General features: G+C 65.4%; 16 protein-coding genes. 11 read left to right on the forward strand and 5 right to left on the reverse strand.

Going from position 1 to position 25,029, the window contains the following annotated elements; translation table 11 throughout:
- Positions 1-45 precede the first annotated feature (45 nt).
- The 6 genes from AC6RV7_RS09320 to AC6RV7_RS09345 are packed head-to-tail and all read left to right on the forward strand — an operon-like array spanning position 46 to position 4,703.
- Positions 46-594, forward strand: a complete 549-nt coding sequence (locus AC6RV7_RS09320; protein ID WP_500093700.1) for a prepilin-type N-terminal cleavage/methylation domain-containing protein — start codon at positions 46-48, stop codon at positions 592-594.
- Positions 591-1,217 carry a prepilin-type N-terminal cleavage/methylation domain-containing protein gene (locus AC6RV7_RS09325; RefSeq protein ID WP_500093701.1) on the forward strand — a complete coding sequence of 209 codons (627 nt, stop codon included), beginning with the start codon at positions 591-593 and terminating at the stop codon, positions 1,215-1,217. Before AC6RV7_RS09320 ends, AC6RV7_RS09325 begins: the two co-directional genes overlap by 4 nt.
- Positions 1,214-1,924, forward strand: coding sequence for a prepilin-type N-terminal cleavage/methylation domain-containing protein (locus tag AC6RV7_RS09330; RefSeq protein ID WP_500093702.1), 711 nt, complete (start codon positions 1,214-1,216; stop codon positions 1,922-1,924). Before AC6RV7_RS09325 ends, AC6RV7_RS09330 begins: the two co-directional genes overlap by 4 nt.
- The gene (locus AC6RV7_RS09335) at positions 1,925-2,437 is read left to right on the forward strand and encodes a type IV pilus modification PilV family protein (RefSeq protein WP_500093703.1); all 513 of its coding nucleotides are present in this window, start codon (positions 1,925-1,927) and stop codon (positions 2,435-2,437) included.
- The gene (locus AC6RV7_RS09340) at positions 2,434-3,432 is read left to right on the forward strand and encodes a PulJ/GspJ family protein (RefSeq protein ID WP_500093704.1); all 999 of its coding nucleotides are present in this window, start codon (positions 2,434-2,436) and stop codon (positions 3,430-3,432) included. The genes AC6RV7_RS09335 and AC6RV7_RS09340 overlap by 4 nt, the downstream gene beginning before the upstream one ends.
- Positions 3,429-4,703 carry a hypothetical protein gene (locus tag AC6RV7_RS09345; RefSeq protein WP_500093705.1) on the forward strand — a complete coding sequence of 425 codons (1,275 nt, stop codon included), beginning with the start codon at positions 3,429-3,431 and terminating at the stop codon, positions 4,701-4,703. Before AC6RV7_RS09340 ends, AC6RV7_RS09345 begins: the two co-directional genes overlap by 4 nt.
- Here AC6RV7_RS09345 and AC6RV7_RS09350 read toward each other — a convergent pair.
- The 5 genes from AC6RV7_RS09350 to AC6RV7_RS09370 form a co-directional block, all read right to left on the reverse strand.
- The gene (locus tag AC6RV7_RS09350; RefSeq protein WP_500093706.1) at positions 4,660-6,180 is read right to left on the reverse strand and encodes a glycerol-3-phosphate dehydrogenase/oxidase; all 1,521 of its coding nucleotides are present in this window, start codon (positions 6,178-6,180) and stop codon (positions 4,660-4,662) included. The two genes, AC6RV7_RS09345 and AC6RV7_RS09350, sit on opposite strands and share 44 nt — an antisense overlap.
- On the reverse strand, positions 6,177-7,046 hold the full coding sequence (locus tag AC6RV7_RS09355) for an HAD-IIA family hydrolase (protein WP_500093707.1): 870 nt from the start codon (positions 7,044-7,046) through the stop codon (positions 6,177-6,179). The genes AC6RV7_RS09350 and AC6RV7_RS09355 overlap by 4 nt, the downstream gene beginning before the upstream one ends.
- Before the next feature lie 30 nt (positions 7,047-7,076).
- Entirely contained in the window at positions 7,077-8,291 is a 1,215-nt protein-coding gene (locus tag AC6RV7_RS09360) for an MFS transporter (protein ID WP_500094196.1), read from the reverse strand.
- 119 nt (positions 8,292-8,410) lie between these two features.
- Complete coding sequence (locus AC6RV7_RS09365) at positions 8,411-9,832, reverse strand: sn-glycerol-1-phosphate dehydrogenase (protein WP_500093708.1); 1,422 nt, start codon at positions 9,830-9,832, stop codon at positions 8,411-8,413.
- 507 nt (positions 9,833-10,339) lie between these two features.
- Entirely contained in the window at positions 10,340-11,323 is a 984-nt protein-coding gene (locus AC6RV7_RS09370) for a sugar-binding transcriptional regulator (protein WP_500093709.1), read from the reverse strand.
- A gap of 360 nt (positions 11,324-11,683) precedes the next feature.
- Here AC6RV7_RS09370 and AC6RV7_RS09375 point away from each other — a divergent pair, with 360 nt between their 5' ends.
- From AC6RV7_RS09375 to AC6RV7_RS09395, 5 genes are all read left to right on the forward strand, one after another.
- A complete protein-coding gene (locus AC6RV7_RS09375) occupies positions 11,684-14,932 on the forward strand; it encodes a TonB-dependent receptor plug domain-containing protein (RefSeq protein WP_500093710.1) in 3,249 nt (1,082 codons plus the stop codon).
- A gap of 149 nt (positions 14,933-15,081) precedes the next feature.
- Positions 15,082-18,351 carry a family 78 glycoside hydrolase catalytic domain gene (locus AC6RV7_RS09380; protein ID WP_500093711.1) on the forward strand — a complete coding sequence of 1,090 codons (3,270 nt, stop codon included), beginning with the start codon at positions 15,082-15,084 and terminating at the stop codon, positions 18,349-18,351.
- Positions 18,352-18,388: 37 nt separating this feature from the next.
- Positions 18,389-22,294 (forward strand): phage baseplate protein, encoded by a 3,906-nt coding sequence (locus AC6RV7_RS09385; RefSeq protein ID WP_500093712.1) that lies wholly within the window; start codon positions 18,389-18,391, stop codon positions 22,292-22,294.
- A 61-nt stretch (positions 22,295-22,355) separates the two neighbouring features.
- Positions 22,356-23,540 carry an L-rhamnose/proton symporter RhaT gene (rhaT, locus tag AC6RV7_RS09390; RefSeq protein WP_500093713.1) on the forward strand — a complete coding sequence of 395 codons (1,185 nt, stop codon included), beginning with the start codon at positions 22,356-22,358 and terminating at the stop codon, positions 23,538-23,540.
- Positions 23,541-23,568: 28 nt separating this feature from the next.
- Positions 23,569-24,996, forward strand: coding sequence for an arabinose isomerase (locus AC6RV7_RS09395; RefSeq protein WP_500093714.1), 1,428 nt, complete (start codon positions 23,569-23,571; stop codon positions 24,994-24,996).
- Positions 24,997-25,029: the final 33 nt, after the last annotated feature.

Consider the following 25,029-nt stretch of genomic DNA (forward strand, 5'->3'; position numbering starts at 1 on the left):
GCGAAAACGGTTTGATCAGGCGCCTTATCGCCGTTTTATTGCGGCATGCGGGCGTCCAGCCTCTCCGTTCCGTCGCGGCGCGCGTTTACCCTGATCGAGTTGCTCGCCGTCCTTGCGATCGTGGCGATTCTCGCCGCGATTTTAATCGGGGCGGGCCGCGGCGCGGCGGAGGCTGGCCGACGTGGACGCGCGAAGGCAGAGCTCGCCGCAATCGCTGCCGCGCTGGAAAGTTACAAACGCGAACTCGGTGATTATCCGCGCACCGCGAACGCGGCGCACATGCTGCAGGCTCTGCTCGGCCGGAGGGGCCCCACCGGTGCGACGATTCGGACGAAGTTGTTTCTGGGGCTGGCGCGCTTTCGCACGCGCGAAGACCGCGATCCCTTCGCGGATCTGGGCGCCGAACTCGTCGATCCGTGGAACCGGCCGTATCGTTACGTCTACCAGAACGGCGACGCGCCCGCGTGGCTGCAGCCGGGCTTTGTTCTGTATTCGACCGGACCTGACGGCGCCGACCGTCCTCCCCCGACGGATACAGGCCGGGTCGATGCGTTCTCCCCGGAGAACGCCGACAACCTCTACGCGAATCCATGAGCGAGAAACGAAAGTTCCGGCCCCGGCCCGCCGGATTCACGCTGGTCGAGCTGCTCACCGTGGTGGCGATCCTCGGGATCCTGGCCGCAATCCTAGTTCCGGCGGTCGCTGCGGCACGTCGGTCGGCGGAGAAAGCGAAAACCCGCGTGCGTTTCGCGCAATGGGCGGCGGCGCTCGAATCGTTTCGCAATGAATACGGTTACTATCCGCGTCTGGACTCCTCGCAGCTCGTGAATGGCGGTGTCGCCGCCGCCGAGCATCCGTTTCACGACGTCCTGGCGGCCCGCCGCCGCGACGGAAATCCGTTGACGAGCGGCAGCGTGGCGATCGCCGACAATCCGAAGCGTATCGAGTTTCACGCGTTCGCGCCGGTGGAATTCGCCGGCGCGGACCCTGGAATTTTGTGCGACGCCGGCGGCAACACCGAGATCGCCGTGCTGGTCGATCGCAATCTCGACGGTGTGCTCGACGCGGCGGACTTCGGGTCGCTGCCGCGGGTGCGGGGACTGCAGCCGCCGCCCGACGATTTTCCCGCGGCCGGACTGCGAACCTCGATCGCCTTTTATGCGCCGGCGCCGGAGGCCTCCGAAACCAATCCCGCCTTTGTATTCAGTTGGAAATGACGCCCCGCCTCGCGCTGCGCGAAAGTCCCAGGTGCTCGGCCGCCGCACGCGGATACACGCTGGTTGAACTTTTGGTCGTCGTGGCGCTGATCGCCGGCCTCGCGGCGTTCCTGTTTCGCGGAATCGGCGGGAGCGGCGGCGCATCGCTGCAAACCGGGCAGGCGCTGCTGACAAATCTCTTCATCGTGGCGCGAACGAAAGCCGTGGCGACCGGCGCGACGACGCGGGTCTTGGTGCAGGTCGATCCGTCGATTCCTGACGATTTTCTGCGTATCTGCGCGGTGCAGATTGCGCGGGCGGGCGGATGGGAGACGGTCATGGAAACACGATTGCCGGAAGGCATCTTTGTCGTTCCCGGAAACGTTCCGAGTTTGCCCGCCGGCATGTTCGACGAACGCGACGCGGCCGGCTGGATCAAAGCCGATGGCTCGACCCCGCTGCGTTCGACGGCTTTACGCGCGGGCGCCGTCGTCACCGCGGTGGTCGGCGCGGGGACCCCCGCGCAATGGGCGGCGGTGTCCTTCGCGGCGGCCGGCACCACCGCCCACGCGGGCGACATCGTGCTCGCGCCAGGACGGCGGCGCCCGCCGGGAACGGTGTCGGCGGGTGCGTCGCCGATCGTGCTCGAGCAGCCGGAGCGCGTCCGCGGCCTCGCCCTCAGCACCTATGGGCTGGTCACGCTGATCGATGAACGCGCGAGCTTTTGAATGAAAACTCGCACGGCGCAGCGGGCGTTTTCGCTGGTGGAGGTCGTCATCGCGGTCGCGATCTTCGGCTTTGCGCTGACCGCGATGCTCGCGTTGCTGCCGGCGCTGACGCGTCAAGCCGCCGAATCCGCAGAAACGCTCGCGGCACAACGTCTGCCGGACGCCGTGCGGGTGGAACTCCGGGCGATCGCTGAACGAAACGGCTTTGGCGCACTCGCAACGATGCTGCCGGCGCTTTCGGCTCCGTTAAAAAATGGCGCGACGTTTGCAGCGCCGCGCGAGGGTTCGTGGGTGAAGCGGGTCGAGACTTCCGTCGCGATCGATGTCGCCGAAGCGTATTACGCGATCGAGATCTGGCGCTTCGCGGAAGCGACTGCGGGTCTCGAATCGGCGACCGCGCCGCTGGCCGCGTATGTGCGCGTCTCATGGCCGTGGCGTGCGCCGGGAGCGCTGGTGGATACGCCATTGGAGCAGCGGCATCAGTTCACGTTTGTCGTGGCGATCGACCGATGAAACCGGGAACGCGTTGGCCGGGATTCACGTTGGTGGAGCTGATCGTCGCGTTGGCGATCACGGCCGGAATCGCCGGAATTGTCCTGGCCGTGACCATCCACGTGCTCGGGGTGTGGCGGCGCGCGCAGGACGCATTCACGCTCGAAGCGCAGGCGGCGATCGTGCTCGACCACGTGGAACGGGATTTGCAGGCCGCGATTTTCCGGCCGGACGGCGCGACGTGGCTTGCGATCGATCTCTTCACGTCGCCGGCCAGCCTGGGTGCGCACGGCTGGCGGGAGAACGCGCGCGGCAAGCCTCCGGGGAATCCGAGCCATCGCCTGTTGCCGATGTCGCCGGGAGCAACCGAGCCGTCGATCGCCGCGGCGCGCTTCGGACTTGGCGGCGCGTGGCTGCGGTTTTTCACGACGAACGTGGAATCGAAAGGCTCCGGCAATCCCGGCGGCAGCTTGCCGGTTGCGGTCAGCTATCAGGTGATGCGGCGGCCCGTCTCGGGCGGGATCGCGGCTTCGAACCGGGCGGCGGTGCGCTACACGCTGTTCCGCTCAGCGGTCAGCAACACCGAAACGTTTCTCGCCGGCATGGACCTGCGCGCGGCCGCCTACACAAGTGCATCTCCCACGCCGGCTCCGGCCCGCAGCGCGCGTTCGCTGACGAATCCGGCGACGGGAGACGCCCTCGCCACCAACGCGATCGACTTCGGCGTCTATCTGTATCGCCGCAGCGTATCCGGACAGCTGCGACGGATCTTTCCGGACGCGGCCATGGCGACCGATCACGCGGCACGGGTGGCGGAGGAATTTCCGGAGGTCGTCGACGTGATGTTGCGGTTGCTGACGGAGGAGGGCGCCCGGATCCTGGCACAGATGGAGACGGAGCCCGGGCGGCTTTCCCGACCGTCGCGTTATGCGACGGATGCGGAGTGGTGGTGGGCGGTGGCCGAACAGTATTCGCACGTTTACGTGCGGCGCGTAGAACTGAGGGGCGGGCGATGACGCGACGAATCGAACGCAGGCGAGGGCGGGGCGAAGCGGGGATGGCGTTGGTGCTGACGCTCTCGCTGTTGGCGTTGCTCGTGCTCGCGGTTTACGGGTTGAGCGCGGTGGTGCGCGTGCACGGCAACGTATCCGAGACCGCGGGCGCGCAGCTTCGCGCGCGACAACATGCACTGTTGGGCTTGAGTATTGCGCTGGGGCAACTGCAGGGCCGCGCCGGCGAAGATGCGCGGGTGACCGCGATGGCGGGCGTCGCTGGAGCGGCGGTGGGCAGCGACCGGCGTCACTGGTGCGGAGTATGGCGCAGCGACGGCGCTTTTCTGGAATGGCTCGTTTCGGGTGCAGCCGAGCAGCCGAGTCCGCAACTGAATGCAACGGTTGCGTTCATCAAGTTGATTGCCAACGGCAGCGTGGGCGCGACGTCGGCGGATTCCGAGCACGTGATCGCGGGTCGCATCCCGCTGCAGGTTCCCGAGACGCCGGCCACGCCAGGCACGCGCGCGACGATCGGAGCTTACGCGTATCTCGTGCTCGACGAAGGGGTGAAGGTGAGTGCGTTCGTTCCGCCGGGACTCGAGCCGACGGGGATCGTGACGCCAAGGGTCGCGGTCGTGTCGTCCAACGCGGCGCAAGCAAAGTTGCGGGTGGCGCTGGAGACTCAGGCCACGGCGCTGCCCCGCGTGTTACTCTACGAGCAGCTGAGTCTGCTGCCCTCTCCCGCCGCGCCGCTCACGCCCTCCGTGCTGCAGGATAATTTTCATCACGTCACCTTGACGGCGACGACGGTGGCGGACGAGCAACTCACCGCCGGTAAGGTTAATCTGAATACGACCTCTGCTCACGTCTGGCGCAGCGTGTTCGAGGCCTACAACGCGGTGCCGGGCGTCGAACCCTTGACCGCCGACGAAATCGTCGCGGGCGCGTCGGGTGTCGCGAATGGCCTGGCGGCGTCGGCGTCGGGCAAAATGGCCCAGGCACCTTACGCGAGCGTGGCGGCCTTCGAGACGAGCGCGCTGCTCGTTGCGAACCTGCCGCCGCGTGTCGGCGCGGCGGAGTTCGTGGCGGCGATCGGCCCCATGCTCGGCGTGCGTTCGGACACGTTTCGAATTCGGGCGTATGGTGACGTCGTCGATCCGCTCGCGCCGGCCACGGTGAAAGCGACCGCTAATTGCGAGGCGGTGGTGCAGCGCACGACCGAGGCGGCCGCGGGCGGAGCGGGGCGGCGCTTCAGGATGCTTTTTTTCCGATGGCTCGGACCGGAGGATGTATGACGCGCACCATCGCCGACGGAGCGCTCGTCGCCGCGTAGTAGGCGGCGAGCTCCTGGTCGCTTTCCGCCGCCGACCATCCGCACAACTCTGCCATCCACTTGGCCACCTGCTCGGCCACCGAGGAAGGGTTTTCGACGTAGTAATGCCAGCTGCTGCGCCGCACCATCACATCGTCGAGATGCGTGGCCCATTCCTCCTGGACGTAATGAGCCACGGCTTCGTAGGTGCAGGGCGGCGGCACGAGGCCGCTGAACGCGTTGACTTGATCGGCCGGCAAAAGCGGCTCCGCCACGGTGCGGCACGCGGCAAGTTTTCGGCGCAGCTGGCGCGCCACGTTGTCGACGGTCTGCTCGGCCATGAGCCGGTAGGTCGTCAACTTTCCGCCGGTGACGTCCCACCAGCCCGGTTCGGGCGACGTGATCTGGTGCGCGCGGGAAATGTCGGAAGGCGTGCCGTCGGGGTTGGCGACCAGCGGGCGAAGTCCGGCCCAGGAGCTGATGACGTCGGAGGCGCCGAGCGTGATTTGCGGGAACGCCGCTTTGACGGTCCGGAGGACGTAGGCGATATCGTCCGCTTCGACCCGGACATTTTCCGGCGCATCGCGGTAATCCGTATCCGTCGTGCCGACGATCACGCGCTCGCCCCAGGGAATAAGAAACAAGATGCGTTTGCCCTCGGTGATCACGACGGCGTCGGTGACCGGTAGGCGGCTGCGATCGACGACGAGGTGAATGCCTTTGCTCAGCCGCAATTTCACGGCGCTGTGCGGAATCTGTTCGGCCCAGGGGCCGGTGGCGTTGACGAGCGCGCGGGCGCGGATGGAAAGCGTCTCGCCCGAGAGAACGTCCTCGAGTTCGCAGTTCCAGCCCTCGGGAGAGCGCTGGGCGGTGCGGAACCGCACGTAGTTCGCCAGGGTTGCGCCGTGCGTGGCGGCGGAGCGGAGCGTGTCGATCACGAGACGGGCGTCGTTGGTCAGCGCGTCGAAATAGCGCACGGATCCGATCAGTCCGTCCTGACTCAGCGCGGGCAATGCGTGCAGCGTCTCTTCGCGGGTGAAGCCGCGCGAGGGTTGGAAGTTCCGGCCGTTGCAGAGCAGATCGTAGATCTTCACGCCGACGCGCAACTGCCACAGCGGGCGTCCACCCTTGCGATAGGCGGGGAACATGAAGCCCATCGGTTGCGCCAGATGAGGCGCGATGGCGTGGATGGTTTTCTTTTCCACGCTGGCTTCGTGGACGAGGCCGACGCGGCCCTGTTCAAGATAACGCAGGCCGCCGTGCAACAGCCGGCTCGAGCGGCTGCTGGTGCCGTAGGCGAAATCGTGCCGGTCGACGAGGCCGGTGCGCAAGCCGCGCATGGCGGCGTCGCGGGCGATGCCGCTGCCGGTGATGCCGCCGCCGATCACGAGGAGATCGAGCGGGCGGTCCGCGAGAGCGCGGAGCGTTGCCGTGCGTCGTTCGAAAAATGACGTTTTCATGCGAAAGCGGGATCGCCGCGCGCCTGGGTCAGCGCATCGGCAAATTCGGCCAGCGTGGGAACGGTGAGATCGGGTGGTGGCGTCGCGCGGACGGCTTCCTCGGCGGTGGCCTCGCCGCTGAGCACGAGCACGCCGAACGCGGCGGCGCGCTGGGCCATCAACACGTCAGTATAGAGACGGTCGCCGACCATCGCGATCTGCCGCGGTTGCAGCCGGTGGCGCGTCAGGATGCCCGACAACATCGAGGGATCGGGTTTGCCCAGCACGATGTCGGGCGAACGGCCGGTGGCGGCCGCAAGTGCGGCGCAAATGGAGCCGCAATCGACCAGCACCGTCGGCTGATCGGTCGGACATACCCGGTCCGGATTGGTGGCGACGAAAAGCTTGCCGCGCTGGATCCACCACGCCGCGCGACAGAGTCGCGCGTAGGAAAGCGTGAGATCGAAACCGATCACCACCGCGTCCGGTTCGTCCGCCGCGTCCTCGCGCGCGATCGTGAAGCCGGCCTGCTCGAATTCGGCGAGCATGCTCGGCGTGCCGAGCGCGAACACCCGGCGCACCTGCGGATGCTGCGTCCGGAGAAAATCGATCGTCGCCTGCGCGGACGTGTAGAGCTCGTCCTTAGTCGCCTCGAGGCCCATGCGGCACAGGTGGGCGAGGTAGTCGGCGACGCTCTTGGACGGATTGTTCGTCAAAAACGAATAGCCGATGCCGAGCTTCCGCAGGCGTGCGAGAAATGGCAACGTCCAGGGAAACAGCGTCCCGCCCTTGTAGATCGTGCCGTCCATATCGAGCGCGACATGAACGATGTCGCGCAGACTTTGCCCGAGCGTTGAAGAGGTGGAGGTGGAAACGGCGGAGTGCATGTCGACCGAAGAGCGAAGACGGACCTGGATTTACGAGGCGTTGTCGTAACCGTGCGCCTTGGCGGGCCAGGCGAAGAGAAACAGAACCGTGCCGATGAACCCGGTGCCGACGAGCATGGCCAGGCCGGCGTTCCAGCCATGGAGTTCGACGAGGCGGCCCAGACCCCAGCCGGAAAGCAGGGTGCTCGCATAGCCGAACAAACCCGTGAAGCCCACGGCGGTGGCGGCCGCGCGGTTGGTGGCCAGATTCGCGGCGGCGATGCCAACGAGAGCCTGCGGGCCGTAGATGAAAAAGCCGGAGGCGCCGAGCAGGAGGGTCGCAAGCCACACTGGTTGATGCGGTATTTTCCAGAACAGGAAGAAGAAGACCGTGGCGAGGGCCATGCAGATGACGCACATGCGAACGGCGCGGCCCCGCAGCCAGCGATCCGTCAGCCAACCGGCGGCGAGCATGCCGACCAGGCCCGCGATCTCGAACGCGGCCACCATCCAGCCGGCGCGGTGAATTGCGAGGCCCTTGGATTCGTGGAGCAGCGTCGGACCCCAATCGAGCACGCCGTAACGCATCGTGTAGACGAAGAAATTCGCCGCCGCGATCAGCCACATCACCGGGCTGCCAAACACCTGCCGCCGCAGCACGCGGCGAAACTCTGCGGATTCTGCTTCGCCGCGGCGGCCGTTGGCGGGCGCGTTGGACCCGACGATTTCGGGCAGCCCGACGGAGCTGGGCGTATCGCGCAACGTGAGCCAGAGACCCGCCGCGACGACGAGGGCCAGTGCCGCCGGCAGCCAGAAACACCAGCGCCAGCCGAACCCGACGATGTATCCACAGGAAATGACAACGAGGCCCGCGCCGATCGAATGCGAGGTGTTCCAGATCGACATCTTGGTCGCGAGCTTCTCGGGCGGAAACCAGTGCGTCATCAGACGCGCGCAGGGAGGAAATCCCATGCCCTGCACCCAGCCGTTCATCATCCACACGATGCCGAGCACCAGCACCGCGGAGCTGAAGCCGAAGAAGATGTTGGCCACCGCCGAGAGCACGAGCCCGGTGACCATGAAAACGCGCGCGTTGCTGCGGTCACCCCAGAAGCCGTTGACGAATTTCGAAACGCCATACAGCAGGCCGTGCAGCGTCAGGAAAAGGCCGAGATCGGATTTGGTGATGCCGAGATCCGCCTGCATCGCCGGCATCGCGATGCTGAGATTTTTGCGGACAAAATAGAAGGCCGCGTAGCCGACCATCGTGGCGATCAACGTGCGCGTCTGCCAGTAACGGAAACGCGGGTCGCGTTCGGCGGCAGCGACGTCGCTCGAGCGGGTGGCGGTGGCGGGAAGGGCGGAGTCGCTCACGGGAAAGGCGTTCAGGAGGTGGGGGCCGTATCGACGGGCCAAATACCATTGGCGCCGAAAAGTTCATCGAGCAGCGGGGCCATGAGCCCGGTGCGGACGGCAAGGTCCAGCACGGTGAAGCGGCGACGAATGTGATACGCGCGCGAAAAGCTCGCGCGCAGCCGCGCGCGGTCGATGCCGATATCCTCCGGCTCCGCCGGCGCGCCGACGAGTTGGAGACGGCGCTTGAGTTCGTTCGACGGAATCAGTTGCGCCCGCAGCCGTCCGCGCAGCTCGGGCCACACCGCGCGCAAACGCTCCAGCTGGTTTGCGAGTTCCGTGCGCGTGGGATGTTTCGCGAGCGTTTCCCTGAGCGCGGTCGGGAGGAAATCGTTGGCCGCGAATTGCTGACGCACCGAGGCTTCGACGGCTGCGGACTCAGGCCAGCGCGCGCAGCAGGCGGCGACGTCGAGCCGCTCGAGCGGCTGCTCGAGCAAACGCTCGTAGAAGGCGGTGACGGCGAGGGTGGCGAGGCCCACCTTGAAACCGTGCGACGGCGGCTCTCCGCGGTGAGTGTGGTGCTCCATGTCCCACAGGTGGCTGAACTGATGTTCGGCGCCGGAAGCGGGACGACTCGAGCGGCTCCATTGCATCGCGAAGCCTCCGAGCATGAGTCCTTCCGTCAGCGGGGCGATCGCGGCGAGCCGACCCTCCCGCGCTCCGGCCGGATCGGCGAGAGCATCGCGGAGTCCTCCCTGCACGATTTCCCATGCCCGCGGATCGATCGCTTCAACCTGCAGCATGTCGGCGAGGATCCAGTCGGCTCCGGCGGTGATCTTCGCTTGCAAATCGGCGTAGCCGGACGCGGTCATTTCGGATGGCGCGCGCGCGATCACCTCGAGATCCGCCACAACGGCCTGCGGCGCGGGACAATCGAACGTCTGTTTCGCGCCCTCGAAGGTGATGGAAGCGCCGAACGCCGTATAGCCGTCCATCGACGCGGCCGTGGCGACACAGAGATAGGGGCGAGCGGTGCGATGCGCGGCGAGCTTTACCAGGTCGTTGATCGTGCCGGAACCGACTGCGACCGGCACGGCTGCGTGGTGACGGAAGGCTTCCTCGAGTTGTCGCACGAACGTGTGCTCCGCATAGAGGTTCGGATCGCTGAAGACAAACGGGGGGAGCATCGGTTGCCCGCTTCGTTCGAAAGCTTCGGCGACTTGTCGGCCGGCGGCTTGGAACGAAGCCGGGTCTGCGACGACAAGCGCGGTGCGATCGGAAAACTGCTCGCGGAAGAACCTCGGCACGCGGGCGATCAGGCCGGGGCTTACGAACAGGGCTTTGGTTTCGCGGGCGGAAGCGAGCGCGTCGCCCAGCGAAAGCCGTTGGGCGGACAGCGGGAAATGGGACGGTCGGGACGCCCCGGTGGACCGGGCCGTGTCAGGATTGGTCATGATACGAGAAAATCGAAACGAGCGGCAGTGCGTTCGCGGGGAAAAGCGGCGTCGGCGAGGGGGCGGGATGCTGCGGCGTGTGCATCGGCAAGCGGAACTGCGATCGGGCCAAGGCGGCGATTCGGGTCATTTGGCGCGAGCCCGGTAGGTTTTCGGTCCGGCATGGCTGCCTTCAATTCGACGAGCAGCGCGGTGGCAGCAGGGGATGGGTAATCGTCGGAATAATTATGCTGCATTACAAATCAAATACCGTCGCGCCGGGCGGCGCTGTCAAGCCCGATACCGCGGGGCCACAGGGAAAAGTGGGGCGTTCGTTCGTGTCCCCGCTGGCGCGGCGGGCGCACCCGTTTGGTGACGCCACAAATGGAAAGACGTCGAAGCTGAGCGCCGGCGAAGATGCGGAACGCGGAGGCAAGCGCGCCGCTCAAAACTGACGCCGTTTACCGGGCGGCCGTTGGCTGCGCCGCGGCCGATGCCGCGGGCGTGAAGGGGCGCCGCGGATGCGGCTCAGCTCTTGCGCTTCTTCATCTTGGCGGCGGCGGAGCTGGACATCGCCAGCAGCACGGTGGCTCCGGCTTCGTCGATGACCAGGCCCTTGACGAGTCGGCCGCGGATTGCGGCCAGAATCGCGTCGGAGCGATCGCTGCCCGACACGACGCCGAGCACGAGGGGGATGCGGCGCAGCTGCTCGACTTCGACGCTGATCGCCCGGTCGCGCCACGGCGTATCGCATTCGTTGCCCTTCGCGTCAAAAAAGCGGCCGCCGATCTCCCCGACCGCGCCCGCCTCCGCGAGTTCGTCCACGTCATCAGCGGTCAAGACACCGCGCTCGAGGAACACGGAATTTTCCAACGTGCCGATGCCCACGAGCGCCACGGCGGCGTCGCCGAGTCGCTGGTGCACGACGCGCACCTGCTCGAGCTGGAGCAGAGCATCGCGCGTGCGCTTGTCGGGCATGAACGCGGGCACGTTCAGAGTGAGAAACGAGCCGCCGAGCCGTTGTGCGAGCACGCGACCGACTTCCTGCGCGTCGAAGGCGTTGACGTGCGAATCGACGCTGCCCATCGCCTGCACGACCGTCAGCGCACGGTTTTTGGGTTCCGGCAGATGGTGCACCAGTTCGTGAATTGTTCGCCCGCCGGCGACCGCGACGACGTCCCTCGGTTTGATCAGGGCATCCACCGGGCCCGCGGCAAAGTGGCCGACAGCGCGCCGCAAATCGGAGGTGTTCAACCCGTCGATCGCCTTGAGCACCACCGCGGTGGCCAGGCCAAAACGCTCGCATAGCTGGCCCTCGAGATCGCGCCGGCGCGGGTCATACTCCGCCACCGAAATCCGGACGATCCCGCGTTCCCGGGCGAGGGCGAGCAGCCGCGACACTTTCGCCTGTGAAACCTTCACGAACTTCGCGACCTCGTTCTGTCCGAGACCATCGATATAGTAGAGGCGGGCGGCCAGGCGTAGCCGATCGTCGGAATAGTTATGCGGCATCGGGGGGAGGGCTGCATCTCAAAAACCTGCGAGGTCGCGTGTCAACCACCGGGTGGCACGACCGCCCGCGGGAGAGTGCCGCGCCGGCGCGGTTTCCGGGGCTTGACAAGCGGAGAAGCGTCAACTGTGGTGATGGAATTCAAATGCTGAATAAATATACAACGCTTCGGCTGGCGCGCTCCCTGGAGGTGAAACGAGCTCCGGCCGCTGCATCCACGACGGCCATCGCCGAGCCCGCTGCCACATCGGCGCAGGCGCGGCATGTGGACCCCTCGGCATGGTGTAATAGCGACTTTGCATAGCCATTCGTCTTCGTTGGCCCGAAGGCTTTCCTCCCAAAACCGCCCAAGCATCAACCTCATGGAAATCCCCACAATCCGAACCCTGCTCCGCGGCTGCCTCGGCGCCGCCGGCCTTTTCGCGGCGCAGACCGCGTGGACCCAAACGTCTGCGGAAACCAACTCCGAGGACCAGCCGCTGCTCCTCAGCCCCTTTGTCGTCAGCGCCGAACAGGATAACGGCTACATCGCGACTGACTCGCTGGCGGGCACGCGGCTGCGCACGCCGCTCAAGGACATCGCCGCCTCCATCAGCGTCGTCACGAAGGATCTGCTCGAGGATCTGGGCGTAAACGACACGGCGGGTCTGCTCGTTTACACCACCGGGACCGAGGTCGTCGGCGTGGGCGGCAATTACTCCGGTTCCACTAGCGAGACCGCCGCGCAGACGTTCGATCCGATGCGCGAATCCACGAGTCCGACCACGCGCGTGCGCGGGCTCGCGGCGGCCGACGAAACCCGCAACTATTTCATCAGCCCCGGCATTCCGTTCGACGCCTACAACACCCAGAGCGTCACCCTGAACCGCGGCGCCAACGCGATCCTCTTCGGCTTCGGCAGCCCGGCCGGCATCATCGAAAACTCCCTGCTCGCGCCGCAGTTCAAAAACAAGGGCCAGGTCAAGCTCCACGCGGGCAGCTACGGCACGTTTCGCCAGTCCCTCGACGTCGAGCGCGTGCTGATCAAGGACAAGCTTTCGCTGCGCATCGCGCAGCTGGACGACAACCGCCGTTACGAGCAGAACGCGACGTTCCGCGACCAGGAGCGTTATTTCGGTGCGCTGACGTTTCGACCGTTCCAGTCCACCACCATCCGGCTCAACGCCGAGCACGGCCATCTCGACCAGCGGCTGCCGCGCGTAGACCCGCCGGTGGACAGCCTCACCACCTGGTGGGACTTCGGCCAGCCGACCCGTGACAACAACTTCACCTCGGCCGCGACCAAGGCCTACCAGCGCGCCAACAATCTCGACGGCATGGCGGGCAACTGGTCGCAGAACGTCGGTCTCATTTACACGGATACAAACGCCACGCTGCCGGGCGACGCGATGGTGCCCTATGCCAACGCGCCGGGCATCACCTATCGTTTTCTCGGTCCGCGGAGTAGCCAGGAAATCGCGGCGGCGGTCACCATGGATCCGCTCGCTGGCTTCATGGTCGGCAAGCAGTTGTTCGATCGCTCCATTTTTGATTACCGCAACCAGCTTCTCGACGGCCCGAACAGCGGCACGTGGCTCGACTTCGACACGGTGAACGTCGCGGTGGAACAGCTTTTCCTCAACGGCGACGCCGGCATCGAACTCGTCTACGACCGGCAGGCCGCCGACTCGTCGATGCTGCGCGGCATCAGCAACAGCTATCGCGGCAACAATATCTTCATCGACGTCAACACCGTCACGCCCGACGGCCGCCCCAATCCCAACTTCGGCCGTCCGTTCATCGCCTCGAACGGTTACTTCTACAATTACGACAAGCTTTACGAGACCGGCCGCGCCACGGCCTTCCTGCGCCACGACTTCACGAAGGAGGGCAACAGCTTCCTGCGCCGGCTCCTCGGCACGCAGACGGTCAGCGCGATGTATTCGGATCTCCGGACTTCCGACTACACCCTCGGCGGCTATCCGCAGGTCGTCGGCCCGGCCTTCCGCGACGGCCTCAACGGCAACACGATCGCGACCAGCCGCAAGATCTCCAGCGTCGTTTACCTCGGACCGTCGCTCGCGAATGCGGCGAGCCCTGCCGGGGCAAACCTGCAAGGCGTGCAGGGCGAACTGAGCATGCCGGCAACGGTGGACGTGATGGTGGAGAACGTCGGCACCGGTTACAAATGGGTGCGTCAGTCGGTCCCGACCTACAGCTACTACGATCCCGAGGACCTGAAGTATCTCGTGGTTTCGAACACCGGCCTCCGCAACAAGGCGCAGTCCAGCGCGATCATCCTGCAGAGCGACTGGTGGCGCAACACGCTCGTCTCCACGCTCGGCTGGCGCCACGACAAGGTCGAGAACGCCCGTGGCACCAACTCCGCCACCGATCCCGAAACCGGCGGTCGCACCCTCGTCCGGCCCGACTTCGATCCGTCCGAGATCACGGAGAAGGACACGTTCAGCTACGGCCTCGCGCTGCACCTTCCGCCGCGCTGGCTGCGCGGACTGCCGGGCCGGCCGTCGCTTTCGCTCTATTACAACGAGTCCGAGAACTTCGACGTCTCGATGGGCGTGCGCCGCAACATTCTTGGCGACTATCTCCCGCCGCAGGAGGGCACCACGCGCGAATTCGGCGCGGGCATCTCCGCCTTCGAGAATCGTTTCACGCTCCGCGTTGCCCGTTACGAGACCACGCAGGATAACATGACCGACACGCGCCTGAGCGGCGTGCTCGTGCGCACGGTCGATCTCGAAGCGCGCATCACCAGCTCGCTCTCGAAGAGCTTCCTCGATTCCATCGGCTATGTCGGCTTCGACAGCGCCAGCGCGTCCGAGATGTTCAAGCGCTATCTCTCGAACTATAACTATCGGGTGGGCGAGCAGCGCGAGGACGGCACCCGTAACGCCGAATACACGAGTCCCGGCGCCACCTATGAGACGACGAGCTCGATCTCCAAGGGCTACGAAATCGAGGGCGTTTACAACGCCACGCGCAACTGGCGCATCGGCTTCAACGTAGCCCAGCAGGAAGCGGTGCGCGGCGACACGAGCCCGTTGCTCACGAGTCTCATCCAGGAGCGTCTCGCCCAGTGGCAGAAGCCCGAGCTCTGGCCGCTGACGCTCGCCGGTGGCGTGCAACGCGTCGATTCCTACGCGACCACCTACATGGTGAACCCGCTCAACACCGCCAAGCTCTCCATCGGCCAGAAGATGCCGGAACTCCGCGAGTGGCGCGCGAACCTGGTGACCAACTACACCTTCGACCGCGCCTCCCGTTTCAAAGGCTGGGGCATCGGTGGCGCCGCGCGCTGGCAGGACAAGATCGCGATCGGCTATCCCGTGATCACCGACCCGGTGCTCGGCAACGTCACGGATGTCCAGCATCCGTTCATGGGGCCCTCCCAGACGACCTACGACGCGTGGCTGAGCTACCAGCGCAAGATCTACCACGGCCGCGTGAACTGGAAGATCCAGCTCAACGTCCGGAATCTCCTCAATGACGACCTCATGATTCCGGTGAAGGCCAACCCCGTCACGCTCGGCGATCTGACGACCATGGACATCGCCGCGTGGCGCATCGGCGCCGAGCGCACCTGGGAAGTCACGTCGACGTTCTCGTTCTAAGTCAGGTTTTCGAAACGATCCCGCCCGTCAGGCGGGCCCTCCGCTCCCGGCCTTGCGTGCGAACGCGGGGCCGCGGAGCGCGACGGCGTTTTCCGGAACCACGTTCCGGGAAACGTCTTCTTTTCGCCGTAGTGTCTTGGTCTTCTCCCATGCCCTTCAAAAACGGTTTCTCCGGGCGCGTCGCTGGAATCCGGCCGCGGATGCGCCTCTTCGCCGGGATTCTCGCCGCCCTGCTGTGTGCCATCGTTGCGCCGGCGCGTGCGGCCGGCCTCGAGCTCTACGATCTGCGCTGCGACGGCATTGAAAATCCGCTCGGGATCGATTCGTCGCCGCCGCGTCTGTCCTGGAAACTCCGCAGCGAGGAGCGCGGCCAGCGTCAGACCGCGTGGCAGGTGTTGGTCGCTTCGTCTCTGGCCCAACTCCAACGCGATCGCGGCGATCTCTGGGATAGCGGCCGCCGCCACAGCGACGAACAGTTGCATGTTCCTTATGCCGGCCGGCGGCTCACGTCATCCGAGCAGGTCTTTTGGAAAGTGCGCGCGTGGGATCGCGAGGGACGCGCCTCGGCTTGGAGCACGCCGGCCACTTGGACGATGGGCGTGCTCGCCGCGGAAGAGTGGAAGGCCCGCTGGATCACGGATGCCGGGCTCCTGCCATGGGTGCGACCGAAAATTGGTTTTCACTCGCAGGTGACCCGTGACGCGACGGAGCCGAAATGGATTCGCGTCGATCTCGGCGCCTCGCGGCCGATCGAAAGCGTGCGTCTGTATCCGGTTCGTCAGGTCCTCGAGGATTCGCAGGGATTGCCGCTGCGGTTCAAGCTCGAGGCCGCGGACGACCCCGACTTCGCGACCGCGCAGACGATCGCGGATTACACGGCTGACGACTTCCACTATACCAGCACGGCGATCAAGACGACGGTGCCCACGTTTACAGCTCCGCCTGGTGTGCGCGGCCGCTACGTCCGCCTTGCGACGTCAAAGTTGCGGCGCAACGGCGCTGGGCACTTTCTCGCGCTCAGCCAGATTGAGATTGTTTCCGAAGGGAAAAACATCGCCGCCGGCGCGTCCGTCCTGGCGAGCGACAGCCTCGAAACCGGCCGCTGGAGCGCGGCGTCCGTGGTCGACGGCAAAGAGACTCGCGGCGCGAACACGCGCGATAACGCCACGCTGCTCGCGCGCCGCGAGTTCATCGTGAAGCCCGCCTTGCGCCGCGCGCTCCTGCACGTCAGCGGGCTCGGTCACTATGAACTTGCGATCAATGGCCACCGGGTGGGCGACGGCCTGCTGTCGCCGGGCTGGACGACTTACGAGAAGACCACGCTCTACGACACCTACGAGGTGACGGACCTCGCCCGCTCGGGGCGCAACGCCGTCGGCGTCGTACTCGCCGGCGGCATGTATAATGTGCGCGCAGAACGCTACGGGAAATTCGAGAGCCTGTTCCGGCCGCTGACCGTCATCGCGCAGCTCCGTCTCGAATATGCTGACGGCACGGTCGAACTCATCGGCACCGACGAGCGGTGGACGTTGAGCGCCGACGGTCCGATCACGTTTGAGAACGTGTATGGCGGCGAAGACTACGATGCCCGTCGCGCGCTGGCAGGCTGGACGGAGCCGGGCTTTGACGATTCCGCTTGGACGAGCGCCATGGTGTTCGAGGGCCCCGGCGGGGCGTTGCGCGGAATCTCGCATGCGGCGCCGCCGTTGCGCACGCACGACGTGTTCCAGCCCGTAACGGTCAACGAGCTTCGGCCGGGCGTGCGGGTTTACGATTTTGGCCAGAATACGTCCATGATGCCGCGGCTGCGCGTGCGCGGCCCCGCGGGGGCGACCGTGAAAATGACGCCGTCCGAGCTGCTGCAGCCGGATGGATCGATCGATACGTCGTCGTTCATGCGTGGGCCCAACGGCTCGTGGTGGAGCTACACGCTGCGGGGCGGCGATGTCGCGGAGGAGTGGTATCCGAAATTCTTTTACACCGGGGCGCGTTACCTGCAGGTCGAACTGTCGGCGCCGGACGGGAGGAATCTGCCCACGATCGAATCGCTCGAGAGCGTGGTCGTGCACACCGCCTCCCCTCCCGCCGGCGAGTTCGCCTGTTCGAACGAACTCTTCAACCGCATCCGCACGCTCGTGCGCTGGGCTCAGCGCAGCAATCTCGTCTCCGTCATCACGGACTGCCCGCACCGCGAAAAATTCGGCTGGCTCGAACAGTATTATCTCAACGGCCCATCGCTGCGCTACGAATTCGACCTCGCGCAGCTCTACACGAAGACGTTCGGCGACATGGCGGATGCGCAGCTGCCCAACGGCCTCGTGCCCGATATCGCGCCGGAGTTCGTGATCTTCGGCGGCGGTTTCCGCGATTCGCCGGAGTGGGGCAGTGCGATCGTGCTCGCTGCCTGGCAACACTTCGAATGGACGGGCGACGACACACCGCTGCACCGCTACTATCCCGCGATGTGCCGTTACGCCGACTACCTGGCGAGTCGCACCGAGGGCCACATCCTTTCTCACGGGCTCGGCGACTGGTATGACATCGGTCCGAAGCCGCCCGGCGTTTCGCAGCTCACGCCGCTGGGGCTCACGGCCACGGCGACCTATTACGAGGACATCAAAACCCTGGCGGCCATCGCGACGCGGCTTGGCCATACGGCGGATGCCGCTCGCTTCACGACCCGGGCCGCCGAAATTCGCACCGCGTTCAACCGCCGGTTTTTCGATGCGGAGCGGGGCGTCTATGCGACCGGCTCGCAGTGCGCCAACGCCATGCCGCTGGTGCTCGGTCTCGTCGAGCCGGCCGAGCGTCCGCGTGTGCTTGCTGCGTTGGTGAGCGACGTGCGCGACCGCGGTTTGACCGCCGGCGATGTCGGCTACCGCTACCTGCTTCGCGCGCTCGCGGATGCCGGGCGCGGGGACGTGATCCACGACATGAACAATCAGTCGGAGAAACCTGGATACGGCTATCAGCTCGCCCAGGGCGCGACCGCCCTTACCGAGGCATGGAACGCCCGCCGGACGTCGTCCCACAATCATTTCATGCTCGGCCAGATCACCGAATGGTTTTACCGCGATTTGGCGGGGCTCGGCAGCGATCCGGAGGCGCCCGGTTTCAAGCGTGCGATCGTCCGTCCGCAACCCGTGAGCGGCATCGCGTGGGCGCGCGCCTCGCACGCATCGCCGCGCGGACGAATCGTCTCCGCCTGGAAGCGCACCGCCGGCCGGTTCGAACTCAAGGTCGAGATTCCCGCCAACGTCAGCGCGACGGTATTCGTGCCGACCTCCGATCCGGACGGCGTGACCGAGGGCGCCGAATCGGCCGCGTACCGTCCGGGCATCCGCCGTCTCCGCGTCGAATTGGGCGTCGCGGTTTATGCCGTGGAGTCCGGCCGCTATTCGTTCTCCGCTCCGTTTTGATTACACCGACCACTACACCCGCCTTGATCAAACAGTGATGAAACAACCCGCGATCGCCTTCCGCCTCCAACCTGAAACCCTTGCGAATGCCCGCCGATTCGGGCGCTGGCGGGTGTGGGTGAAAGCGACACTGGCGATCGTGCTCGGTGCGTGGAGTGCGCCGGTGGGACAAGCGGCTGCACCAGAATCGCCGCGCTTCGATCTTCGTGCGGAACCGCAGACCTTGTTTCGCGCAAAGTGGCTTCAGGACCGGCGGCACATCCTGCAGTCGTTCGCGTTCGATGACGCCGGTGGTCACGTTTACGTGCTCCAGGTTGAGGGATCCAATGCCGGCGGAACGTTTGCGGAACACAGCCGGCGCGGCGATCTGATCCTGACGAAGCTCAGCCGCGATGGAGCGCGGATCGAAGGTCACATGACGCTCCGTGGATTTGGTCACGGCGTGGCCATGGGCATCGAGCGCGAAGGCGATGAGGTGTTGGTCTGGACGGAGGTCGATTCTGAGCCCAACGCCGCGGGCGTGGGGCGGGGAACGCGGATCGGACGCTTCCGTTTCGTCGACGGAACAACGCTCGAGACGACCTCGCCCGCCATCCAGAAATTTACCCCGGCGGCCGGCGCGCGCGCCTGCACGCCGAGCCTCGACCTCGCTCATGGTCGTCTCGCGGTGCGCTACGTTTCCGCCGAGGGCAGCTGGAAAATCGCGCTTTACGATCTGGCTGCGTTCAAGGCCGGCGACGCAAAACCGCTGCGCGAGATTTCGCTCCCTCAAAATTTCGGAGTCTTCCAGGGCTGGTGCACGTTTGGCGACTGGCTCTATGTCTACAGCGGCACTGCTTACGGTGAGAGCAACCCGCCGCCGGGAAATGCCACGCTCTTCGTGCTCGATTGGCGAAGCGGCACCGTCGTCGACCAGGCGCACACGAATGCGTTTGCCGATCTGGTGTATCGCGAACCCGAAGGTATCGCCGTTCGAATCGCGGCAGGAAAACCGCACCTTTGCTTCGGCTTTGGCGCGTCGGTATCGGCGACCGATTCGCGCCGACAGGCGAGCATCGCGTATATCGATCGCTTTTGCGAACGCGACGAACTGGCCGCCGGCTTCGCCCGGCCACCGGATGCGGCGAAGCCCGCGACCATGTGGTGGTGGTTCAACAGCAACGTGAACCACGCCGGCATCACGCGGGATCTCGAGCAGTTTCGCGCGAAGGGCATCGGCGGCGTGGTGCTGATCAACAGCACGACCGGCTTCGGCACCGGACCGATTCCACAGGGGCCGAAGTTTCTCTCACGCGAATGGCGTGAACTTTACCGCCACGCGCTCGCCGAGGCGCATCGACTCGGCCTCGAAGTCGGCGTGAATCTCAGCACCGGCTGGTGCATGGGCGGACCTTGGATCAAGCCGGAGAATTCCGGCCGTTGGTTTCTGCAATCGTCCGTGGTGGTCGAGGGTCCGGCGAAGTTTTCCGAGGTGTTGCCGCTGCCAGGAAACAAAACCGGCTACGAAAACGCCCGCCAGCTCTTCATCAAAAACTACGTCAACCTGCCGCTGGCCGAACTCGATTACCGGGATTCGTCGGTGATCGCGTTTCCCGAGCCCGAGCCGGCGGGCACGCAGCTCGGCGCGGCGCGCGGCGCGCTGCTGCCGGCGAAAAGCAATCGCCTCGATGCAAGCAGCCACGCGCGCGCGCATGAAGTGATGGACCCGACGCTGATCCCGTGGTCGGCGTCGCCGGCGGATGCACCGGTGCCGGCGAAAGGCGTGATCGATGTCACCTCGAAACTGGGTGCCGACGGCCGGCTCGAGTGGGATGTGCCGGCAGGGCGCTGGGTGATCCTGCGGACCGGTCACCGCATGACCGGCGCGCGCACCGCGTATGCGCTGCCGGAAGGTGAGGGACTCGAAGTCGACTGGCTCGACGAGGCGGGTGTCGAAGCGCAGTTCGAACACCTCGGGCGAATCCTGCTCGAGGAAGCGGGCCCGCTTGCCGGCGGCACGCTGAAGTATTTTCACGAGGACAGTTTCGAGGACGGATTCCCGAACTGGACCGTGACGTTTCTCGAAAAATTCAAGCACTATCGCGGTTACGATCCGACGCCGTATTTGCCGGTGTTTGCCGGACGCCTGGTGGAAAGCGCCGAAGTGTCCGACCGCTTCCTCTACGATTACCGCCGCACCGTCGCCGATTGCATGGCGGACGCGCATTACGGGCGCTTCGCCGAGCTTTCCCATGGGCACGGACTCGAGGTGCAGAACGAATCCGCCGGCCCGAGCTGGTCTGGTACCATGTGCATGGATACGTTGAAAAATCTCGGTCGCAGCGACCGCCCGATGGGAGAATTCTGGCAGGACAACTACCGCTTCGTGCAGGACGGACAGAATCAGGTGACAAAAATGGTCGCGACCGCTGCGCACGTCTATGGGAAGAAGACGGCGTCGGCGGAAGCGTTCACGACCTTCGCGCACTGGAGCGACGATCCGGCGGCGTTGAAGCCGATGGCGGACCGCGCCTTTTGCGAAGGCATCAACCGCCTCGTGTTTCACACCTCGACCGCGACGCGACCCGAGGACGGCAAACCCGGCTACGAGTACGGCGCCGGCACGCATTTCAATCCAAACCTCACGTGGTGGGAGCAGTCGGGCGCGTTTCTGGATTACCTTGGCCGCTGCCAGCATCTCCTTCAGGAGGGCGTCTTCGTTGCCGACGTGCTCTACTATAACGGTGATTGGGCGCCTAATATCGTGCCGCCGAAACACGTGCCGCCGGATCTGGGGCCCGGTTACGATTACGACGTCTGCAACACCGAGGTGCTGCTCACCCGGCTCGCGGTGAAGGACGGTCGGCTCGTGTTGCCGGACGGCATGAGCTATCGCGCGCTCGTGCTGCCGGAGAGCGAGACGATGCCGGTCGAGGTCGCGCGCAAGCTCCGCGAACTCGTCGCCGCCGGCGCGACGGTGGTCGGCGCGCCGCCGCAGCGCGATCCGGGCTTGCGCAATTATCCGCAGTCGGACGCCGACGTGCGCGCGATCGCCGCCGAGCTTTGGGGCGCGACAAACGGTGAAACGCTTCAAGAAAACCGCTTCGGCCGCGGACGTGTCATTCGCGGGAAAGCCGTTCGCGCGGTGCTCGCCGCCGATGGTATCGAGCCGGACTTCACGTTCGATGCCGCGGCCGGTTCGCTCGATTTCATTCACCGCACCGCGGACGGCGCGGAGATCTATTTTGTCGTGAATCGCAACGCTCGCACCGACGTCGTCGCGTGCACGTTTCGCGTCGCGGGACTTCAGCCCGAGCTTTGGGACCCGGTGACCGGCGCGAGACGCGACGCGACGGAGTTCACGACCGCTGCGACCACGACGACGGTGTCGCTGCGTTTCGCGCCGCATCAATCGTGGTTTGTGGTGTTTCGTCAACCGCTCCGTCCGAGCGCGACGCAGGTGCCGAACTTTGCGGCAACCACGGTGGTGCAAACGCTCCGGGGCGCGTGGTCGGTGCGATTCGATCCGCAGTGGGGCGGCCCGGCCGAAGTCGAGTTTCCCAGCCTGACCGATTGGACGCTCAGCCTCGACGAGGGCATCCGTTTCTATTCCGGCGCCGCGACCTACCTGAAACGATTTCACCTCGAAGCGTCGCCGGCGACGGGCGAGCGCTGGCTGCTCGATTTGGGCCGGGTTCACAATCTCGCCGAGGTGCGTTTGAACGGCGTGAAACTTGGCGTCATCTGGACGGCGCCGTGGCAAATCGACCTCGGCACGGCGCTGCGTGCGGGCGAAAACCAGCTCGAGATCGACGTCGTCAACCTTTGGCCCAACCGGCTGATCGGAGACAAATATTTGCCGGCAGCACAGAAACTCACGCGCACGAACATCCCGCTGAAGGACGATGCGCGCTTGCTGCCATCGGGCCTGCTCGGACCGGTGTCGCTCCTGCGCGAACAATGAAGACTTCCGCTCGCATATCTCCGGCGGCGATGTCGCGCACCCACACCTCTCGACTCAATTCATGATCCCCAATCCTTTTCTCGGCGTTTTGTTTCACTGGCTCGGCGGCCTCGCGTCCGGCTCCTTCTACGTGCCGTACAAGGGGGTGAAAAAGTGGTCGTGGGAAACCTACTGGCTCGTGGGCGGCGTGTTCTCGTGGATTGTTTGTCCGTGGCTGCTCGCGTCGATCCTGACGAACGATGTCGAGGGCGTGATCCGACAGCAATCCGCCGGCACGCTGGGTTGGACGTATTTCTTCGGCGCGCTCTGGGGCCTGGGCGGTCTGACCTTCGGTTTGACGATGCGTTATCTCGGCATGTCGCTCGGCATGGGCGTCGCGCTCGGTTACTGCGCCGCGTTCGGCACGTTGCTCCCGCCGATTTTCAAGGCATTCGCGCCGACGATTCCGGTTGTGCAGACGATCGGTGAAATTGCGGCGACGACGTCCGGCCGCATCACGCTCGCGGGCGTCGTGGTGTGTCTGCTGGGCATCGCGATCGCGGCGCTCGCCGGTTTGAACAAGGAGCGCGAGATGCCGGCGGCGGAGAAGAAGAAGGCGATCGCCGAGTTTGCGTTCACGAAGGGAATTCTGGTGGCGACGTTCTCGGGCATCATGAGCGCGTGCTTCGCGTTTGCGCTGACCGCGGGCAATCCGATCGCGGATGCGTCGCTCGCCGCGGGCACCGATCCGATCTGGACGGGCCTGCCGAAGCTCGTGGTCGTGCTGCTGGGCGGCTTCACCACCAATCTGATCGCCTGCGTGACGCTCCATGTGCGCAATCGCACCGGTTATCAATATTTCGCCTCACACGTGCGGCCCGAGCACGCAGGGCTGCAGGCGAGCGGAGGCGAGCACAGCGGCGGCGGGGCGGACACGAAGGCGCGTTCAATCGCGGTGGTGGACCTGAAGGCGCCGCGGCTGGCGAATTATCTCTTCTCCGCGCTCGCGGGCGCCACGTGGTATTTCCAGTTTTTCTTTTACACGATGGGCGAGACGCAGATGGGGCGGTTCGGGTTCGCATCGTGGACGCTGCATATGGCGAGTATCATCATTTTCAGCACGCTCTGGGGCGTGTATTTCCGCGAATGGCGCGGGAGCAGCCGCCGGACGCATGTGCTGATCGCCTCCGGCATCGCGGTGCTGATTCTTTCCACGCTGGTCGTCGGCTACGGCAGCTTTGTGGGATCCGCCGCCGCCGCTCACTGAAAACGCTCAACCCGCTTCCTTCCCTTTCATGAAAACGAAACTGCGTGTCGGACTTTTTGGCATCGGCCTCGAAACCTACTGGTCGCAATTCAAAGGCCTGCGCCGCCGCCTCGAAGGCTATGTTGGCGTCGTGGCGGGGCGGCTGCAGCGCCCCGATGTGGAGGTGGTCAACCTCGGCCTGATCGATTCCCCGCCGAAGGCGTTCGAGGCGGGACATCGTTTTCGCCGCGAAGACGTAGATCTCATTTTCCTCCACGTTACGACCTACGCGCTGTCGTCGACCGTGCTGCCGGTCGTGCAGCGCGCGCGCGTGCCGGTGATCGTGCTGAATCTGCAGCCGGCCGCGGCGATCGATTACGACGCGTTCAATCGCATGACCGATCGCACGAGCATGACCGGCGAATGGCTGGCGCACTGTGCCGCGTGTCCGGTGCCGGAGATCGCGAACGTCTTCAAGCGCGCAGGCCTTACGTTTCATCAGATCACCGGCATGCTGCACGACGATCCGGCCTGCTGGGACGAAGTGGAGGCGTGGCTCGAGGCGGCGCGCGTCGCGCACACGATGGCGCACAACCGGCTCGGATTGATGGGGCATTATTACGGCGGCATGCTCGACATCGCCACGGACATCACCCGGCAGTGCGCGACCTTTGGCGGGCACATGGAAATCGTCGAAGTCGACGAGCTCGCGGCGCGCCGCGGCGAGGTGACGGCGCGGCAGATCAAGACGCGGGTCGGCGAATTTCGTCGCACCTTCGACGTGCAGTCCGACTGCGCGTCCGCGGAACTCGAGCGCGCGGCGCGCACCTCGATCGCGCTCGACGCGCTCGTGCGGGCGCACGATCTCGGTTCGCTGGCGTATTACTACATGGGCACGGGTAATCGCGACAACGAGGACGCGATCAGCTCGATCATCCTCGGCAATTCGTTGCTCACGGCGCGCGGCGTGCCCGTCGCCGGCGAATACGAGATCAAGAACGTCCAGGCGATGAAGATCATGGATACGTTTGGTGCGGGCGGTTCGTTCACGGAATACTACGCGATGGATTTCAACGACGACGTCGTGTTGATGGGCCACGACGGTCCGGGACATATCGCGATCGCACAGGGCAAGACCAAGGTGCGCCCGTTGAAGGTTTATCACGGAAAAGTCGGACGCGGTTTGTCCGTCGAAATGTCCGTGCGGCACGGGCCGGTGACACTGCTCTCCGTGATCGAACAGGCTGACGGCAGCGTCGCGCTGCTCTGCGCTGAAGGCGAATCCGTCGCCGGACCCATTCTCGAGATTGGAAACACCAACAGTCGCTATCGTTTCCCGATCGGTGCGCGCGCCTTCGTCAACGGCTGGAACGCGCAAGGCCCGGCGCATCATTGCGCGATCGGGGTCGGGCACATCGCCGGCAAGATCGAAAAGCTCGGTCGCCTCCTCGGCATCGAAACGGTGCGCGTGTGCTGATCCTCCCTCACGACTGTCATTCTCATTTCTTTC

The organism is Opitutus sp. sgz309028 (genome assembly GCF_059821195.1).